Origin of the sequence: Micromonospora costi (genome assembly GCF_003626655.1) — a bacterium.
Classification (GTDB): domain Bacteria; phylum Actinomycetota; class Actinomycetes; order Mycobacteriales; family Micromonosporaceae; genus Micromonospora; species Micromonospora costi.
Genome location: NZ_RBAN01000008.1, coordinates 77,360 through 95,646 on the forward strand (window position 1 = coordinate 77,360; position 18,287 = coordinate 95,646).

General features: G+C 73.4%; 18 protein-coding genes. 12 read left to right on the plus strand and 6 right to left on the minus strand.

Annotated features, from left to right (window positions below):
• Positions 1-187: 187 nt before the first annotated feature.
• From D7193_RS30340 to D7193_RS30370, 7 genes are all read left to right on the plus strand, one after another.
• Positions 188-2,500, plus strand: a complete 2,313-nt coding sequence (locus D7193_RS30340; RefSeq protein ID WP_120783093.1) for a low temperature requirement protein A — start codon at positions 188-190, stop codon at positions 2,498-2,500.
• Between the two features lie 97 nt (positions 2,501-2,597).
• Complete coding sequence (locus D7193_RS30345; RefSeq protein ID WP_120783094.1) at positions 2,598-2,993, plus strand: ArsR/SmtB family transcription factor; 396 nt, start codon at positions 2,598-2,600, stop codon at positions 2,991-2,993.
• Positions 2,926-3,408 (plus strand): SRPBCC family protein, encoded by a 483-nt coding sequence (locus D7193_RS30350; protein ID WP_120783095.1) that lies wholly within the window; start codon positions 2,926-2,928, stop codon positions 3,406-3,408. The genes D7193_RS30345 and D7193_RS30350 overlap by 68 nt, the downstream gene beginning before the upstream one ends.
• The gene (locus D7193_RS30355; RefSeq protein ID WP_120783096.1) at positions 3,395-3,967 is read left to right on the plus strand and encodes a TIGR03086 family metal-binding protein; all 573 of its coding nucleotides are present in this window, start codon (positions 3,395-3,397) and stop codon (positions 3,965-3,967) included. Before D7193_RS30350 ends, D7193_RS30355 begins: the two co-directional genes overlap by 14 nt.
• A gap of 113 nt (positions 3,968-4,080) precedes the next feature.
• A complete protein-coding gene (locus D7193_RS30360) occupies positions 4,081-4,530 on the plus strand; it encodes a helix-turn-helix transcriptional regulator (protein WP_120783097.1) in 450 nt (149 codons plus the stop codon).
• A gap of 5 nt (positions 4,531-4,535) precedes the next feature.
• Positions 4,536-4,946 carry a VOC family protein gene (locus D7193_RS30365; protein WP_120783168.1) on the plus strand — a complete coding sequence of 137 codons (411 nt, stop codon included), beginning with the start codon at positions 4,536-4,538 and terminating at the stop codon, positions 4,944-4,946.
• 147 nt (positions 4,947-5,093) lie between these two features.
• Positions 5,094-7,487 (plus strand): ATP-binding cassette domain-containing protein, encoded by a 2,394-nt coding sequence (locus tag D7193_RS30370; protein WP_120783098.1) that lies wholly within the window; start codon positions 5,094-5,096, stop codon positions 7,485-7,487.
• Positions 7,488-7,547: 60 nt separating this feature from the next.
• Here the strand turns inward: D7193_RS30370 and D7193_RS30375 are convergent, their stop codons facing one another.
• From D7193_RS30375 to D7193_RS30390, 4 genes are read right to left on the minus strand one after another with little or no spacing between them, the layout of a single operon-like run.
• Positions 7,548-8,291: an MBL fold metallo-hydrolase gene (locus D7193_RS30375; RefSeq protein WP_120783099.1), complete on the minus strand. Its 744-nt coding sequence runs from the start codon at positions 8,289-8,291 to the stop codon at positions 7,548-7,550.
• 40 nt (positions 8,292-8,331) lie between these two features.
• Positions 8,332-9,510 carry a ferritin-like domain-containing protein gene (locus D7193_RS30380; RefSeq protein WP_120783100.1) on the minus strand — a complete coding sequence of 393 codons (1,179 nt, stop codon included), beginning with the start codon at positions 9,508-9,510 and terminating at the stop codon, positions 8,332-8,334.
• Positions 9,488-10,345 carry a phosphate/phosphite/phosphonate ABC transporter substrate-binding protein gene (locus D7193_RS30385; RefSeq protein WP_120783101.1) on the minus strand — a complete coding sequence of 286 codons (858 nt, stop codon included), beginning with the start codon at positions 10,343-10,345 and terminating at the stop codon, positions 9,488-9,490. Before D7193_RS30385 ends, D7193_RS30380 begins: the two co-directional genes overlap by 23 nt.
• 49 nt (positions 10,346-10,394) lie before the next feature.
• The gene (locus tag D7193_RS30390) at positions 10,395-11,522 is read right to left on the minus strand and encodes an acyl-CoA dehydrogenase family protein (RefSeq protein WP_120783102.1); all 1,128 of its coding nucleotides are present in this window, start codon (positions 11,520-11,522) and stop codon (positions 10,395-10,397) included.
• 308 nt (positions 11,523-11,830) lie between these two features.
• On the opposite strand from D7193_RS30390, the gene D7193_RS30395 reads away from it, so the two are divergent.
• The 5 genes from D7193_RS30395 (at position 11,831) to D7193_RS30420 (ending at position 17,002) form a co-directional block, all read left to right on the plus strand.
• Positions 11,831-12,805, plus strand: coding sequence for a hypothetical protein (locus tag D7193_RS30395; RefSeq protein ID WP_120783103.1), 975 nt, complete (start codon positions 11,831-11,833; stop codon positions 12,803-12,805).
• Between the two features lie 75 nt (positions 12,806-12,880).
• Positions 12,881-14,098, plus strand: coding sequence for a sensor histidine kinase (locus tag D7193_RS30400; RefSeq protein WP_120783104.1), 1,218 nt, complete (start codon positions 12,881-12,883; stop codon positions 14,096-14,098).
• Positions 14,095-14,748, plus strand: a complete 654-nt coding sequence (locus D7193_RS30405) for a response regulator transcription factor (protein ID WP_120783105.1) — start codon at positions 14,095-14,097, stop codon at positions 14,746-14,748. Before D7193_RS30400 ends, D7193_RS30405 begins: the two co-directional genes overlap by 4 nt.
• Positions 14,749-14,935: 187 nt before the next feature.
• On the plus strand, positions 14,936-15,985 hold the full coding sequence (locus tag D7193_RS30415) for an SEC-C metal-binding domain-containing protein (RefSeq protein ID WP_241563645.1): 1,050 nt from the start codon (positions 14,936-14,938) through the stop codon (positions 15,983-15,985).
• Positions 15,986-16,165: 180 nt separating this feature from the next.
• A complete protein-coding gene (locus tag D7193_RS30420) occupies positions 16,166-17,002 on the plus strand; it encodes an aldo/keto reductase (protein WP_120783108.1) in 837 nt (278 codons plus the stop codon).
• A 133-nt stretch (positions 17,003-17,135) separates the two neighbouring features.
• Here D7193_RS30420 and D7193_RS30425 read toward each other — a convergent pair whose 3' ends face one another.
• Both D7193_RS30425 and D7193_RS30430 read right to left on the minus strand, forming a co-directional pair.
• Positions 17,136-17,726 carry a hypothetical protein gene (locus D7193_RS30425; protein ID WP_147434479.1) on the minus strand — a complete coding sequence of 197 codons (591 nt, stop codon included), beginning with the start codon at positions 17,724-17,726 and terminating at the stop codon, positions 17,136-17,138.
• Positions 17,727-17,798: 72 nt separating this feature from the next.
• A complete protein-coding gene (locus D7193_RS30430) occupies positions 17,799-18,080 on the minus strand; it encodes a hypothetical protein (protein WP_120783110.1) in 282 nt (93 codons plus the stop codon).
• Positions 18,081-18,287: the final 207 nt, after the last annotated feature.

Sequence of the window (18,287 nt, forward strand, 5' to 3'; positions counted from 1 at the left end):
CCGTTGACGGCACCACGCTCCGGCCCGGCGGATCCCGCCGGGCCGGAGCCCGTCCCGGCCCGCCCGGCGGGATTCGCAAGAAAACCTCAGGCCATCCGTCGCTTCCGCCTGCGGCGCATAACGGCCCGACCGTCTCTCCCAGCGTGGTACGAATACCCGGTACCACGATGGACGAGGCGGATGAGCGGTGGCGCGGACCGAGGTCGAACGGCTCATCCGGGATTCCGGGCAACCCCGCGAAATAACATTCGTCGAACTCTTCTTCGACCTCGCCATCATCTTCGCGCTCATGCAGTTGTCGCGGCGTTTCCTGCACGATTTCGGTTGGGAGAACTCGCTCCAGACCCTGGTGCTGCTCGCGGCGGTCTGGTGGCTGTGGGTCGGTGCGGCCCGTACGACGGACTGGCTCGACCCGGACGAGCCCTTCGTGCAGCGGATCGTCATCGGGATGATGTTCGCGGGGCTGGTGGCCGCCGCCGCCGTACCCGAGGCCTTCGGCGAACACGGCATCGTCTTCGCCGGGGCGAACGTCGCGGCGCACCTCGTACGGCACCTGTCGATCGTCGCGGTCCTGCACGGCCACCCGCCCGCGGCGCGTTCCGCGCGCGCGGCGACCTGGTTCGGCGCGACCGCGCCCCTGTGGATCGCCGGCGCGTTCCTTCCGGCGACCCCGCGGCTCGCGCTGTGGTCGGTGGCGGTGGCGCTGGACTACGTGGGTGTCGGCATCGGCTGGCGGGTGCCCGGGTTGCCGCTGTTGCGGGAGCAGCATCTGCGGGTGCAGGGCGACCATTTCGCCGAGCGTCACCGGCAGGTCTTCATCATCGCGTTGGGGGAAGTGGTCCTGGCGAGCGGCATCGCCCTCAGCAAGACCGATCTCGACATCGTCCGGGTCGGCGCCTTCGCCCTCGCGTTCGCGATCGCCGGACTGATGGCCCGGGCCTTCTTCCTGCCGCGGGGGCTCCCCCTCCGGGACGCCCTCGACCGACGACCGGCCTCGGCCGCCATCCGCGCCTCATACACGTATCTGATCATGGTCGTCGGGATCGTGGTCACGGCCATGGGCGCCGAGATACTCATCTCCGAACCGCTGGGCGAGGCCCGGGCCGTGTGGTCGGCCGCCGTCCTGGCCGGGCCCTTCCTCTATCTTGCCGGACGCGCCCTGTACGCGCGGGCCCTGTTCCAGCGACGCCCGTGGCGGGCCGGCGTCGGCATGCTGGTGATCGCGGCCGTGTCCCCCGCCATGGTGCGGTTACCGCCGCTCGCCGTGGGCGGCGCCGTCGGCGCGGTGCTGATCGGCGTCGTGCTGAGCTACGGCCGGATCGGCCCCGAGCCGGTCCGCGCGGGTACCCCGCTGGAGCGCCTCACCCGGAAACGGAAGGACCCCCGCGAACTCTCCGCGTACGAACTCTTCTTCGATCTCGCCATGATCTTCGCCCTCGCCCGGGTGTCACAACGCGCGCTGGCCGACCTCAGCCTGGTCAACGTCGCGGAGTCCCTGGTGCTCCTCGCCGCGATCTACTGGGTCTGGGTCGCCACAGCCTGGTCGACGGACTGGTTCAACCCGGACGAGCCCCGGCTGCAACGACTCATCATCGTCATCATGTTCGCCGGACTGCTGATGGCGGCGGCCGTCCCGACCGCCTTCGGCGATCACGGCCTGCTGTTCGCCGGCGCCTACGCCGGCATCCACATCGTCCGGGGGCTGGTGCTCGTCCCCGTCCTGCGTGGTTCGCCGTTGCAGGCGCGCTCGGCGCGCGTCCTCGTCTGGTTCAGCGTCTCGGCCGTCCTGTGGCTGGTGGGAGCCTTCCTCCCCGTCCCGGGCCGGCTCGCCCTGTGGGCGGCGGCGATCGTCGTCGACGGCGCGAGCGCCTGGTTCGGTTGGCCGGTGCCGAAACTGAGGGCACCGTCGGCGCATCTGAAGGTCATCGGCGACCACATCGCCGAGCGGTACCGTCAGATCCACATCATCGCCCTCGGCGCGCTCGTCGTGCTCAGCGGACAGGCCTACAGCAGCGCCGGCTTCGACTACGTCCGCACCCTCGCCTTCGCCGTCGCCTTCGCCAGCGCGACGGTCATGCTGTGGAACTACTTCCTGCCGTCCGGGCGGGATCTCGGAACCGCCGTCAACACGGGCGCGCCGAGAATCGCGGTCGCGGCCGCGTACTGCCACGGGATCATGGTCGCGGGAACCGTCGCCGTGGCGGTCGGCGCCGAGCTCACCATCCGCCAACCCCTCGGCCGGGCGAACGCCGTGTGGTCGCTCGTCATCATGGGCGGGATCGCCCTGCACATCGTCGGGCGGACCCTGCTCGGCGTCGTGCTGTACGGAGTGCACCGACCGTGGCGCGGCACCCTGGCGTTGCTCGTGATCGCCGGGATGGCGCCCGGGCTGCTGAGGGCGCCGCCGCTCGTGGTGGCGCTCGCCACCGTGGTCGTCGCGTTCCTCCTCACCCTCAGCTACCGGAACGTCGTGGTCCCGGCGCAGCAGCCGGGGCCCTGACCCGACGCGCGTCACCAGCACTGTCAACCGGGAGGTTGCCGGACGGGTGCGCGAGGGTCTACGGTCCCTTTAAACCATCGGGTTGAAACGGACGGGTATGACCACGGACGCACTGTCCCGCGCCTTCGCCGCCCTCGCCGATCCCACGCGGCGCGACATGGTGGCCCGGCTCTCGGAGGGCGACGCGACCGTGAGCCAGCTCGCCGCGCCGTACCGGATGACGCTGCAGGCCGTCTACAAACACCTGCGGGTCCTCGAGGACGCCGGGCTCGTCAGCCGGCCGCGCGGGCCGCAGCCGCGGCCGGTGCGGCTGGAGGTCGAGGTCTTCGACCTCGTGGACACCTGGATCGAGCGCTACCGCGACCGTGCCGAGCGGCGCTACCGCCGCCTCGACGCGGTCCTGACGGAGATGAGGGGAGACGAGCATGCGCAGGATCACGGAGACGGTCATCGAGGCCGATCCGACGCTGCCGGTCATCCGGATGAGGCGTGACTTCGCGGCGGCACCCGGGCATTTGTACCGCGCCCACACGGATCCCGAGTTGTTCGCCCGCTGGGTGGGCCCCGACACCATGACCACCCGGATCGAGCACTGGGACGCGCGTACCGGCGGGAGCTGGCGGTACGTGTCGGTGGGCGACGGCACGGAGTACGGGTTCCACGGGTGCTTCCACGAGGTACGGCCGGACCGGATCATGCAGACCTTCACGTACGAGGGCGATCCCGACGCGGTCGCGCTGGAGACGTTGTGGTTCGACGACCTGGGCGACGGCCGTACACGGTTGCGGACGCAGTCCCTCGTCGACAGCTTCGAGAGCCGTGACGCGTGGCTGCGCAGCGGCATGGAGGTCGGCGTCGACGAGGGGTACGCGAAGCTGGAGAGGATGCTCGCCGATGGCGCTGCCTGAGCACCCGGCACAGCGGCACCGACAGGTTGCCGGCCTGTTCATGGACCGCGTCCGCGGCACCCGGTCCTGGGACGTGCCGGCCCCGGTCGCCGGCTGGACCGCCCGGGACGTCGTGCGCCACCTGACCGAGTGGTTCCCCGGGTTCCTCGCCGCCGGCGCCGGCATCGACCTGCCCCGCGGCCCGTCCGTGGACGACGACCCGGTCACCGCGTGGCAGGTGCACTGCGACGGTGTGCAGGCCGTGCTGGACGACCCGGAGACCGCGCGCCGCGAATTCACCAACCGGCACGTCGGCAGCCTGCCCGTCGAGACGGCGGTCGACCGCTTCTACACCGCCGACGTGTTCATGCACACCTGGGACCTCGCCCGCGCCACGGGGCAGGACGACCGCCTGGACGACGACTTCTGCGCGGAGCTGCTCGGGCAGATGGCGCAGATGGAGGAGGTTCTGCGCTCCTCCGGGCAGTACGGCACCCGGGTCGAGGTCCCCGGCGACGCGGACACCCAGACCAGGCTGCTCGGTCTCATCGGCCGGGACCCGTTCTGGTCGGCACGGTGAGCACGCGCCGTCACCGCGCGGATGCGCCGGGCGTCCGCGCCACCCCGGCCGGAGCCGACCCGCGCCGGCGGCGACGCTGGGCAACGCGGGTGCGAGATGGCACGATTCTGGACGTGACCAGCACTTCCGTAGAGGCGCAGCGGCTGAGCGACCTCGCGCGGCTGCGCCGGGTCCGCGACCGGATCGACCGGGAGTACGCGCAACCACTCAACGTCGAGGCCCTCGCCCGCGCCGTGCACATGTCCGCCGGCCACCTCAGCCGCCAGTTCCGGCTGGCCTACGGCGAGTCCCCGTACTCCTATCTCATGACCCGCCGCATCGAACGCGCCATGGCCCTGCTGCGTCGTGGCGACCTCAGCGTCACCGAGGTCTGTTTTCAGGTGGGTTGCGCGTCCCTGGGCACGTTCAGCACGCGGTTCACCGAACTCGTGGGCGTACCGCCCAGCGTCTACCGCGAGCAGGCGACGGGGGCGGTCGCGGGGATGCCGCCCTGCGTGGCGAAACAGGTGACCCGACCCGTCAGGAATCAAGAAGCGCCCGGCGCCGGGCCGCACCTAGCGTGACCGTCATGGACATCACCATTCACGCGAGCTTCCTTCCGCACACCGACCCGGACGCCTCCCTGACCTTCTACCGGGACGTCCTCGGCTTCGAGATCCGCAACGACGTCGGGCACAAGGGGATGCGCTGGATCACGGTCGGTCCCGCCGGCCAGCCCGACACGTCCATCGTCCTGCACCCGCCGGCCGCCACCCCCGGCATCACCGACGACGAACGCCGGATGATCCTTGAGCTGGTGGCCAAGGGCAGCTACTTCGGCGTCAACCTGGCCACCGCCGACCTCGACGGCACCTTCGGCAAGCTGGAGGCCAGCGGCGCCGAGGTGGTCCAGGAGCCGACCGAGCAGCCGTACGGCGTCCGGGACTGCGCGTTCCGCGACCCGTCCGGAAACATGATCCGCATCCAGGAACTGCGCTGAGCCGTCCGACGATCGCGGCCGGGCCGCCGACCGGGCGGCACGACCGCGTCGACGACCAGTAACCAGACGTACCGCCCGACAACAGTTGGATCGAGCCAGGACGCCGGGAGACCCCGTAGGCGGCCCCGCGCGACGGATGGAGAGACGATGAGCAAGGCCACGAGGACGGACACGCGATCGCCGGGGCTGCACGCCGCCGACAGCCACGACCTGATCCGGGTGCTGGGCGCGCGCGTGAACAACCTCAAGGACGTCAGCGTCGAGATCCCGAAGCGCCGGCTGACGGTGTTCACCGGCGTCTCCGGCTCGGGCAAGAGCTCCCTGGTCTTCGCCACGATCGCCGCGGAGTCGCAGCGGCTCATCAACGAGACGTACAGCGCGTTCGTGCAGGGCTTCATGCCGACGTTGGCGCGGCCGGAGGTCGACCTGCTCGACGGCCTCACCACCGCGATCATCGTCGACCAGGAGCGCATGGGCGCCAACCCCCGGTCGACGGTCGGCACCGCCACCGACGCCAACGCCATGCTGCGCATCCTGTTCAGCCGGTTGGGCGAGCCGCACATCGGCTCGCCCAACGCGTACTCGTTCAACGTCCCGTCGGTGAAGGCGAGCGGCGCCATCACCGTCGAGCGCGGCGAGGGCCGGACGAAGACCGAGAAGGCGACCTTCCACCGTCTCGGCGGCATGTGCCCGCGGTGCGAGGGGATGGGCTCGGTCAAGGACTTCGACCTGTCGGCGCTGTACGACGAGACCAAGTCCCTCAGCGAGGGCGCGCTCACGGTCCCCGGTTACAGCATGGACGGCTGGTTCGGCCGCATCTTCAGCGGCAGCGGCTACTTCGACATGGACAAGCCGATCGGCAGGTACACGAAGAAGGAGCTGCACGACCTGCTCTACCGGGAGCCGACCAAGATCAAGGTGGACGGCATCAACCTCACCTACGAGGGGCTGATCCCGAAGATCCAGAAGTCGATGCTCGCCAAGGACGTCGACGCCATGCAGCCGCACATCCGCGCCTTCGTGGAGCGGGCCGTCACGTTCCGGACCTGCCCCGAGTGCGACGGCACCCGGCTCGCCCCGGAGGCGCGGTCGTCGAAGATCCGGGGCAAGAACATCGCCGACCTCTGCGCGATGCAGATCAGCGACCTGGCCGACTGGGTCCGGAAGCTCGACGAGCCGTCGGTGGCCCCGCTGCTCAGCGGGCTGCAGCACCTCCTCGACTCGTTCACCGAGATCGGTCTGGGCTACCTCTCGCTCGACCGTCCGGCGGGCACCCTGTCCGGAGGTGAGGCTCAGCGCACCAAGATGATCCGCCACCTCGGCTCCTCGCTCACCGACGTCACGTACGTCTTCGACGAGCCCACGATCGGCCTGCACCCCCACGACATCCAGCGGATGAACGACCTGCTGCTGCGGCTGCGCGACAAGGGCAACACCGTCCTCGTCGTCGAGCACAAGCCCGAGACGATCGCGATCGCCGACCACGTGGTCGACCTCGGCCCCGGCGCCGGCACGGGCGGCGGCACCATCTGCTTCGAGGGCACCGTCGAGGAGTTGCGAGGCAGTGACACCATCACCGGCCGGCACCTCGACGACCGGGCGAGCCTCAAGACGTCGGTGCGCGCGCCCTCCGGCCGGCTGGAGGTCCGCGGCGCCGCGACGCACAACCTCCAGGACGCGGACGTCGACATCCCGCTCGGAGTGCTCTGCGTGGTCACCGGCGTCGCCGGCTCCGGCAAGAGCTCGCTCGTCCACGGCTCCGTGGCCGGCCGTGACGGCGTGGTGGTGATCGACCAGGGTGCCATCCGGGGCTCGCGGCGCAGCAACCCCGCGACGTACACCGGGCTGCTCGACCCGATCCGCAAGGCGTTCGCGAAGGCCAACGGCGTCAAGCCGGCGCTGTTCAGCGCGAACTCCGAGGGCGCCTGCCCCGCCTGCAACGGCGCCGGCGTCATCTACACCGACCTGGGCGTCATGGCCACCGTCGAGTCCACCTGCGAGGAGTGCGAGGGGAAGCGGTTCCAGGCGTCGGTGCTGGAGTACACGCTGGGCGGCCGCGACATCGCCGAGGTGCTCGCCATGTCGGTCACCGAGGCCGAGGAGTTCTTCGGCGCCGGCGAGGCACGTACGCCGGCCGCGCACGCCATCCTCGACCGGCTCGCTGACGTCGGGCTCGGCTACCTCACCCTCGGCCAGCCGCTCACCACCCTGTCCGGCGGCGAGCGGCAGCGGCTCAAGCTCGCCACCCACATGGCCGAGAAGGGCGGCGTCTACGTCCTCGACGAGCCGACCACCGGCCTGCACCTCGCCGACGTCGAGAACCTCCTCGCCCTGCTCGACCGGCTCGTCGACTCGGGCAAGTCGGTGATCGTCATCGAGCACCACCAGGCGGTCATGGCCCACGCCGACTGGATCATCGACCTCGGTCCCGGCGCCGGTCACGACGGCGGCCGGGTCGTCTTCGAGGGCACGCCCGCCGACCTGGTCGCCGACCGTTCCACCCTCACCGGGCAGCACCTCGCGGCCTACGTCGGCGCCTGACGCCGCGGACGGTCGGCCGCCAGCAGGCGACCGGCCGGGTGGGAAACGCCCGGCCGGTCGTCAGCCGAGATCGACGGTGAGGTCGGCCGTGGCGACACCCACCTCACCGTCGTACCCGTCCGCGGCCGCCGCCTCGGCGGCCGCGTGGTCCGTCCCGGGCCGGAGGTGGGTCAGGAGCAGGCGGGCGGCGCCGGCGCGGGCCGCCTGGCGGCCCGCGTCCCGGGCGCTGGACTGGAAGCCTCGCGAGTCGTCCGGCACCCGGTCCACGTACGTCGCCTCGGCCAGCAGCAGGTCGGCGTCACCGGCCAGCTCCGTCACCTCCGGGCACGGGCCGGTGTCACCGGTGTACGCGAGCACCCGCCCGCCGGCGGCCAGCCGTACGCCGGCGTTCGGCACGAAGTGCGGCAGCAGGTGCGTACGGGCGCGGAACGGGCCGATGTCGAGGTTGCTGCGCGCGGTGACGTCGTGCCGCACGTACGCGGCGTCGACAAGGCGGGACCGGTCGAGCGCCAGCACGGCGTCGAGCGCGCCGGGCAGCGCGTACACCGGCAGGGGTGCCGGCGGGTCGTCGTGGAACGCGCGGGCACGCAGCAGCGCGCCCAGGTCGGCGCAGTGATCGGGATGCCCGTGGGTGACGAACACGGCGTCGACCTCGTCCGCGGTTACCCACTGCAGGAGCCGCGGAACGGTGGCGTAGCCGAGGTCGACGACCAGCCGGAAGCCGTCCTGTTCGAGAAGGTAGCCGCTGCACGCCTGGCCCGCCCCCGGCCACGCGCCACACGCGCCGAGCACCGTGAGCCGCATCCTGTCGACGCTACCGCCGGCCCCGGATCGCCGGCGGCGCTCACATGAAGTTGCGGGTGTGGAGGGCGGACAGCGCGGCGGCTTCGTCGGCGGGGAAGCCGATGTACTCCAGCCGGCGACGGCGGCCGCTGTCCATCGTCTCCTGCAACCGCAGCACCTCCTGCCAGCCCCGGGCGATCGCGGCGGGCTCCCAGGACCCGGCGGCCAGGATCACCAGCGCGTCGAACACCTGCTTGTTGAGGCCCGCCGTGTCGGCGAGGGCGGCGTGCCGCCGCTCGACGGCGGTGCGCAGCCGGCTCAGGAAGCCCGGGTCCGCCCGGACCACGTGGGCGGTGTGCGCGACGCCGAAGGCCACGTGCCGGGCCTCGTCCCGAGCGGCGAGCCGGGTCACGTCGGCGGTCACCCCGTCCGGTGCGTGCCGGTGCAGGAAGTGCAGCAGGTCCAGGAAGCTGCCCTCGCCGAGCACCGAGAGCAGGAACGACGCCAGGGTGAAGTCCGGTTCCTCCAGGAGCGTCTGGAGCGACGCCCGGCCACCGGCGCCCGAGAGCCCCAGCACGTCGCGGTGCAGCAACGCCCGGCGGGTGAAGATCTCCACGTGCCGCGCCTCGTCCGCCGCCTGCGCGGCCAGCAGCTGCATCACCTCGCGGTAGTGCGGGTGCAGCCGGGACAGCAGCCGGGCCGGGATCATCAGCGCCGCCTGCTCGTTCTCCACGAGATAGGTCATCACCTGGACGACCGCGTCCTCTACGTCGTCCGGCACCGGGCCGCGGGCCGCCCAGTCGACCGCGGTCGCCGGGTCCCACTGGTTGGCGGTGGCCTGGGCGTAGAGCTGGGGTGCGATATCGGCCCAGACGAGGTCCCGGTCCACCCAGTCGACGGAGAGCGGCGGGCCGCCCGGCTCGACCAGGGCGCCGCGGGCGGCGAGGCCCCACGCCGGGCTCGCGTGCGGGGCCACGTCGGCGGCGTTCCGGCCGGCGCGTCGCGCGTCGCGCCAGCGGTCCAGGTCCGCACTCCCCCGGACGACGGTCGGTGCGGTCGCTTCCTGGTCCAGCCGGTGCCCCTCCGCCCGGCACCAGGCGGCCAGGTGCAGCCTGAGGGTGGGATGCCGCCCCCGGACCACCAGCCGGTCACCGGGGGCGAGGTGGGCCAGGGCCCGCTCGACGAGAAGGTGCCCGCCCGCGTCGAGGCCGAGCCCCTCAAGGTCGATGGTGGCCGGCATCGAACGCCCCGTCCGGATCGTAGAAGCCCGTGTCGGTCACCGCCCGGTCCAGCGCCGCGTACCGGTCGGTCCGGCCGGGCAGCCAGCGCTTGAGCCCCTCCAGGTCGAGCAGCGGCCGGGCGACCGGATCGGCGTACGACATGCCGAACAGCAGCTTGCCGAACTGCTCCACGAGGCCCGGGTCGGCGGCGGGACCGGCGGTCATGGTGCAGTGGTCGTACGGCTCGGTCTGGGCCAGCACCCGCACCGATCCCGGGGGCAGGGTGCCCTCCCGGCCGAACGCCAGCAGGTTCGCGTCGATGAGGCAGGCGGCGTCGACACGGCCGGCCCGCAGCGCCTGCGCGGCCTCGCGTTCGCCGCCGATGTGATCGCCGTGCAGGCCGACGCCGACGTCGAACCGGCGCACCTCGACATCCCCGCCGGGTGTGAGGCCGGCGTCGCGCAGCAGCGCCAGCGGCAGCAGGGTCGCCTGCGGCGAGTCGACCGCGCCGGTCGCCACGGTCCGGCCGCGCAGGTCGGCGACGGAGTGGAGGTCGGCGTCGGCGCGTACGACCACCAGCGACCGGAGGTCCCGGTCGGTGTCACGCATCGCCACCGCGCGGAGAGCGAGCCCGCGCGCCCGCGCCATCCGCTCGGCGCGGATCCACGCGAGCGGCGAGTTCCACGCCAGGTCGATCCGGCCCGCGATCAGGTCCTCGACCTGCCGGTCGTAGTGGGAGTAGAGGAGGTAGTCGACGTCGAGGCCGTGGTCGCCGAACCACGACCGGAAACCCTCCCAGATGGTCACCACCTTCGGGTCGTAGGCCACGGCGCCGAGCAGCAGGGTGCCGGTCATCGGTCCACACCTCCGGTCCGCGGCCCGCGGGCCGGCCCACCCGGCGCGCTCACGCCGGGCCGTCCAGCAGCGGCAGGCCGCAGAGCGCCCGGCCGACGAAGTCCAGCAGCGCCGGGGTCGTCGGCGCCATCACCCGGGCGGCCCGGGAGTCGCGGAACCGCCGCTCGATGCCGAGTTCCCTGCGGAACGCGGCGCCGCCGCAGACCGTCATGGCGAGGTCGGCGACCTCGGCGGCCGCGCCGTCCGCGGCCGCCTTGACCTCGAGGACGAGCAGCTGCGCCGACGCGCTCCCCTGCTCCAGCGCCGTGAGGGTGGCGTCGACCAGGGCGCCGGTACGGTCCGTCTCGATCCGCATCCGGGCCAGCGTCGCCCGGGCCTCCGGCTGCTGGGCGAGCGACCGGTCCAGATGCTGCAGCCGGGTGCGGCCCAGGTGCGCCGTCGCCTCGTCGGTGACCGCGCGCATCAGGCCGACACTCGCCGACGCGTTGAGCAGCAGGAACCACGGGAGCACGGCGGAGAGCGCGAGGTCCAGGCCGGTGCCGTCGCCGCCCAGCAGGGCGGTGCGGGGAACTCGCACGCCGTCGGCGGTGACCGGGCGCGAGTCGTTGCCACGCAGCCCGAGGCCGTCGAACTCCGGCCCGACGGTGAGACTCGGGGCGTCGGCGCGGACCAGCCACAGCGACATGGGGCCGGGCTCGTCCAGCGGCCGGCTGGACCAGACGTAGCTGTCGACATGGCTGGCCGAGGTGACCCAGCTCTTGCGGGCGTCCAGGCGCACGTCCGTGCCGTCGGCGGTCGCCGTGCTCACCGGCGCCCAGAAGTGGCTGCGGGAACCCGTCTCGGAGAAGGCGAGGGTGGTCAGGTGCCGGCCGGCCGCGATCTCGCCGAGCACGTCGGTGCGGCCGGTGGCGACGAGCGCGGCCACCGCGCTGTAGTGCATCATCACGACCATCGCGGTCGACCCGCAGGCGGTGGAGAGCTGCCGTACGACGTCGGCGGCGTCGCGCATCCCGCCGCCCGCGCCGCCATGCTCGACCGGCACGGTGAGGGCGAGCAGGCCGGCGTCCGACAGCGCCTCGACGGCCTTCACCGGGAAGGCTCCGGACCGGTCGACGTCGGTGGCCTGCGGTGCCACGATCTCCCTGATGATCTGTGCCAGCGAATCCTGGTGCGCCATGGTTCCTCCTGGTCGGCTGCGGTCGACCTACGGGCGGGCGGTGCGCGGACTGCGCGGGAACGGCCGACATCGGCCGGCGACGGGCGCCGTCGGGCGGCGCGATCGGACGGAGGTGGGACAAACCGTCGGGTGACAGCCTAGTGACCGACAGCGATCGCAGGAAGACGCCGGGCCGTGCCGTGTGGACACGGCCGCCCCGGTCCCGTGGCCCGCCTCCTCCCATGGGAGGAGGACGGTTCGTACCGGAGGCCGGCGAGCGGGGACCTCGGACGGGCGAGTCGCGCTCGCGGCGGCGCGACCGTGAGGGCATGACGTACTCACCAGTCTCGCTGCGGCAGGCCGCCCTCCGGCACCGGCCGCTCATGCTCGTCGCCGTCACGATGGTGGCGCTCGCGGTCGTCTCGCTGGTCGGGCTGGCCGTGGACGACCGCACCCTGGCCGGCGTGCCGGTCTGGCTCAAGCCGTTCAAGTTCGCCGTCTCGTTCCTCGTCTACGTGGTGACCCTCGCCTGGATGATCTCGCTGACGCGCCGCGGCCGGCGGGTCGCCTGGTGGGCCGGCACCGTCGTCGCCGCGTCCGGCTTCGTGGAGGTGGGGCTGATCGCCGCGCAGGCGGCCCGGGGGCGGCAGAGCCACTTCAACGTCGCCACGCCGCTGGACACCACGATCTTCCTGCTGATGGCCGTGCTGATCGCAGTGCTGTACACCGCCACGCTGGTCTTCGCCGTCATACTGGCGATCCAGCGGATGCCCGACCGGGCGATCGCCTGGACCCTGCGGCTGGGCCTGCTCGTCGCGCTGGTGGGGATGGGGCTCGGTTACCTCATGGTGCTGCCGACGCCCGCCCAGGAGGCCGCCGACGCGGTCACGCTCGTGGGCGCCCACAGCGTCGGGGTGCCCGACGGCGGGCCGGGCATGCCGCTGACCGGGTGGAGCACCACGGGTGGTGACCTGCGGATCCCGCATTTCGTGGGCATGCACGCCCTTCAGGTGCTGCCGCTGTTCACGATCGCCCTGGGAGCGCTGGCCGGACGTCGCCCCCGGCTGCGCGACGGCCGGGTCCGGCTCCGGCTGACGGTGGTGGCCGCCGCCGCGTACGCCGGTCTGGTCGCGATCGTGACGTGGCAGGCCCTGCGCGGACAGCCGCTGATCCACCCGGACCGCGCGACCCTCACCGCGGCCGGCCTGCTCGCCGCGGCCACGGCCGCCGGTGTGCTGTTCGCGCTGCGCCGGCCCGCGCCGGCACCGTCGCTTCCGGACGACCGTTCCGAGGTGCACGCGTGAACCACGCGCCCGTCACGCTCCACTCGGGTCGGCCCGCCGGTGTCCCCGGAGCCGGCCCGACCGGCCTACGCTGACATGGTGGTCACACGGTCGGTGTCGCGGCTCTTCGACGACCGGTACGCGTGGCTGCGGCTGACCCTGCTGTGCCTCAGCGGCGTCGGCTACCTGCTGCTGCGTCCACATCCGACCGACCCGTACACCCCGGCCGACTGGCTCTTCGCGGCCGCCGCCCTCACCCTCGGCCCGTTCGGTGTCCGGTGGCCGCTGGTCACCGCGCTCGCCTCGGCGCTCGTGTTCGGCCTCGCCGGCTGGTTCGGTCAGGCCGAGCCGGTCGTTCCCCAGGTCGGCGCCACCTGGGCGGTCGTGGAGCTGACGTTACGGGTGCCGACGCGTCAGGTGGCCGTGGGTGCGGCGGCGCTGCTCGCCGCGTACCTCGCCGACTCGCACGAGGCCCTGCCGGCCGGCCTGCCCACCTGGCTCTACGGCATCGCCGTGACGGTGGGGGTGCCGCTGCTGCTCGGGCTCAACATCCGGGCCAGCCGCCAGCTCGCCGGGCAGGCCGAGCAGCGGGTGGCGGTCGAGGCGAGGGCGGCACGGACGAGTGAGCGCGCCGCGATCGCCCGCGAGCTGCACGACCTGGTGGCCCACCACGTCGCGTCCATGGTGCTGCGGGTGGGCGTGGCCCGGCACGTCCTGAGCGACACCGACCCCCGGGTCCGCGAGGTCTTCGACGACCTGCACACCAGCGGGAGCGCGGCGCTGGCCGACCTGCGCCGGCTGGTGACGGTGCTGCGCAACCCCGCCCTCGTCGGCGACGGCTCCGGGTACGTGCCCATCGAACCGGGCGCCCTGCCCGAGGCCCTCGCCGAGGCCGTGGACCGGGCCGTGAAGACCGGGCTCACCGTGGACGCGACGATCGACCCGGAGGTGGCGACCCTGGACACCGTGCGCGGCCTCGCGGTTCTGCGACTCACCCAGGAGGGTCTGGCCAACGTGGCCCGGCACGCGGGCCCGGCGGCACGCGCCCGGGTGTGCGTCCGGATGCGCGACGGGGCGGTGCACTGGGAGGTCAGCGACGACGGTGGCGGCGGTACGGTCACGGACGCCGCGCCCGGGCGGGGCTCCGACGGCGGCGCGTCCCGCCGCATTTCCCGGCGTGCGGAAACGGGATCCGGCCACGGGCTCACCGGGATGCGCGAGCGCGTCGAGCTGCTCGGCGGAACGTTGGTGGCCGGGCCGGACGGCCCCGGGTGGCGGTTACGGACCGTCCTGCCGGCGGGGGCGGACCGGTGATCCGGGTGCTGCTCGTCGACGACCAGCGGCTGGTCCGCGCCGGCCTGCGCATGCTCTGCGACTCCGCGCCGGACATGACGGTCGTCGGCGAGGCGGAGAACGGCCAGCAGGCCATCCGCCTGGCCGAGCAAATGGCGCCGGACGTGGTGCTCATGGACCTGCGGATGCCGCTCGTCGACGGGACGGCCGCGACCGCGCGGATCCACGCGAGCCGGCCCGCCGTGCGGGTGGTGGTGCTCACCACCTTCGACGACGACGACCACCTCTTCCCCGCCCTCGCCGCCGGCGCCTGCGGGTTCCTGGTCAAGGACGCCTCCCCCGACGAACTGCTGGCGGCGATCCGTACCGCGGCGGCCGGCGAGACCCCTTACAGCCCGGGCGTGCTGCGCCGCCTCGTCGACCAGGCGGTCCGGGCCCGGCTCGGCGAGGCGCCCGCCGCGGCCCTGCCACCGGCCCTGACCGCCCGGGAACGCGACGTCCTGGCGCTGGTCGGGGCCGGGTACTCCAACCGGGAGATCGCCGAGCGCCTGCACCTGGGAGTGACCACGGTGAAGACGCACGTCACGAGCCTGCTCGCCAAGACGGGCACGGGAAACCGGATCCGCCTGGCGCTGCTGGCCGCGCAGTCGGGCCTGACCGTCGAGGAGTGACGGGCTGCTCCGTACCGCCGGTCACGCCGTCCGGACGGTGACGCCGCCCGGACCGTGACGCCGCCCGGACCGTGACGCCGCCCGGACCGTGACGCCGCCCGGCCGGCGGCGCGGCCGGGCCTCCGTGAGATGGGCGTTACAGGTGATCAGCCCGTGCACCGGGCCGGTGCCGACGTACCGTGAGACCGTGCCGACGAAAGACATGATCACCAGCGCCGACCTCGCCGATCTCCGCCGCTCGGCGCTCGGGACGGCGAACCCGCTCGGCGTGGCCGCCGACCTGGCCGACGCGGTGGAGCAGGGCAGGCTGGCCGATCCGGGCGACGCCGGGGACGCGCTGACCCTGGCCGCCGAGATCGCCGAGGTCCGGGCACGGCTGGACGCCGCGCTGCGCTACGCGGACCGGGCCGTGGCCGCGTACCCGTCCGGTGACGACGCCCGGGCCGGTTTCGCCCGGGCGCTGCGGGCCCGGATCCTGTTCCGCTCCGGCGGACGCGAGGACGAGGCCATGGCGGAACTCACCGCGCTGCGCCCGCTGTTGACCGAGCAGCCCGACGCTCCGGCGTACGTGAGCGCGGCGCTGGACGCGGGCGGCCGCTCCGCGACCGCCGAGGAGTGGCTGAGCGAGGCGGCCGACACGCTCCTCGGCCAGCGGGCGACCGCCGCCGGTGACCCGGCGGAGACCGCCTCCGTGACCGCCGGAGCCGCCGTGGAGGTCGGCCCGCCCGAGGCGCCCGGCGTCCTGTTCTTCCTGCTCCAGCAGCGGCACCGGGTGCGCCGCAACCTGAACATGGCGCACGACCGCACCGACGACCTGGCCGACCGGCTGGAGAACCAGCTGCTCCGCCGCGCGCAGCAGCAGGCCGGCGAGCCCGACCTGGTCTTCTTCCCCCGGGCCGAGTTCGACCGCCTCCTCGCCGACCAGGCCACCCTGACCGAGGTGTACGGCCCGGACTGGGACGCGCACCGGGCCCGGCTGGAGAAGGAACTGGTGCGCCTCGCGGGCACCGGCCGGGCGGGGCTGCACGTGCTGCGGGGATCCGTGGACGGGCTGACCGGCCACGCGGGCCGGCAGAACGGCGACCCGGCCGAGCCGCAGGTCCGGGCCGGGTACGCGCGCGAGCTGGAGGCCCGGCCCGACGCCCGGATCCCCTGGCCACCGGAGCGCAACGACGCCTGCTGGTGCGGCTCCGGCCTCAAGTACAAGAAGTGCTGCCTGCCGCGTTCCCGTAGCTGAGCGCCGGCCGCCCGGGTCGTCCCCGGGCGGCCGGCCGGGACGGTCCGGCTGGCGCCGATGCGGCCCGGCCGGGCGAGCCGTGCGGGTAGGGTCACGGAGCCGGCGGGAAGATCCGACCGTCGGCGCGTGCGGTACGACCACCCGGGCCGCCGGTCCCGGTCGACGAGAGGCAGATCGACGATGGCGATTCCCACCGTGGCGGCCGCCGACGGTACGACGTTGCCGGCCATCGGGTTGGGCACCTACCGGTTGACCGGCTCCGGTGGGGTCGACGCGATCGGCCACGCGATCCGGGTGGGCTACCGGCTGCTCGACTCCGCGGTCAACTACGAGAACGAGGGCGCGGTGGGCAGGGCCGCCCGCTCGGCGGGCGACGTACGGGACAAGCTGGTCGTCACCTCGAAGCTGCCCGGGCGGCACCACCGGTACGCCGAGGCGCTGACCACGATCGAGGAGAGCGTCTTCCGCACCGGCCTCGACCGGATCGACCTCTACCTCATCCACTGGCCCAACCCGAAGGTCGGCCTGTACGTGGAGGCGTGGAAGGCGCTGATCGAGGCGCGCGAACGCGGCCTCGTGCGGCACATCGGCCTCTCGAACTTCCTGCCCGAGCATGTGGACCGGCTGGTCTCGGAGACCGGGGTCAAGCCACTGGTCAACCAGATCGAGGTGCACCCCTACTTCCCGCAGCAGGAGGCGCTCGACTACCACCGCGAGCGCGGCATCCTCGTCCAGGGCTGGAGCCCGCTCGGTCGGGGGAACGACCTGCAGGAGAATCCGGTCATCACGGAGATCGCCGCCGCCCGCGGCGTGACCCCGGCGCAGGTGATTCTCGCCTGGCACGTGGCCCGCCAGGTCATCCCGCTGCCCAAGGCCGCGTCGCCGCAGCGGCAGCAGGAGAACCTCGCCGTCTTCGACGTCGCGCTCACCGACGCCGAGATCGAGGTCATCACCGCGCTGGGCCGCCCCGACGGCCGCCTCGCCGGCCAGGATCCGGCGGTGTACGAGGAGTTCTGAGCGTCGCTGCCGGCTGCCGCGCGGGCGGGGCCGCTCGCTGCCGGCTGCCGCGCGGGCGGGGCCGCTCGCTGCCGGCTGCCGCGCGCGCGGGCCGCTCGGGCCGCCGGTCAGGCCGGACCGCCGGTCAGGCCGGTCAGGTCGGACCGGTGGCGGGCACGGCCCGGAACACGATCGTCACGCTGAACGTGTCGCCGTCGACCTGGTACGCGTAGCAGCCCGGACCGCTCACCGTCGTGGTCGCGGGCAGGTCGGTGTCGAGGTCGTCCAGCAGGGCGTAGTGCCCACCGTCGCGGGCCTCGCCCGTGTACGAGAACGTGGCGCTCGCGCTGCCCGGCCCGTCGATGCGCCCCGCCCGCACCAGCACCGGCCCGCGGTAGCCGGCGGCGATCCACCGCACCTTCTTCTCGTACGTGCCGTCCTGCTGCCGGTCGCTGTCGCGCAGCTGCAACACCGCGCCGCCGCCCAGGTAGTCGGCGACGGGATACACCGGGCCGGGGCCGAGCACGCGGGCTGCCTGGTCGGACCGGGGCCAGGGATGCGCCTCGCTGGTCGGGCAGGCGTCGCCGGAGGCCCCCTCGGGCAGCCGCAACGGCGGGGCCGCGAACGCGCCCGGCGATGTCGGGGTGGACGCCGGGGTGGACGTCGGGGTCGGCGCGGCGCTGTCGCAGCCCGCGGCGGCCGCCAGCAGGACGACGAGCGCCGTTGTCCGGAGAGCCTTCGGCATGTCCACAGTGTCGACGATGGACCGCCGGCGGCGCGACCCCGTGCGGCGCGGCGGGCGTACGGGCGGCGGCGTTCACCCATCCGGCCCCTGGACGAGGTAGACCACAGCGGCCACGGCCAACGCGACACCGGCGAGCAGGAACATGCCTCCGGCGAGGTACCGGCCGATCTGGCCCGTGTTCGCCAACGCCTCCTGCTCGCTGTCGTACCATCCCTGTGTCCACTGGCTGCGGGCGATCTGGCGGCGGTGCTCCTCGGCCACGCCGAAGAGGTTCGCGACCCACACGAGGCCGACGAACGCCACGAACAATCCGAAGCCGAACGCGGCGATCGACCGCAGAACATGTGCCGCCATACCGCAGGCCCCCAGCCGCCACCACAGGTTCCCGTGTCGGACGGTAGGCGGCACCCGCAAGGAAGCCGCCCGCAGCGGGGTTGGCGTTCGGCTGGGCGCCGGACCCGGTCGATCGACCGCCCGGAACGCCACAGGCTCTGGCCTGGTGGAGAACACCAGGCCAGAGCCCTTTCGTGCCGGTGCGCCGCCCCGGGCCCGAACCCCGAA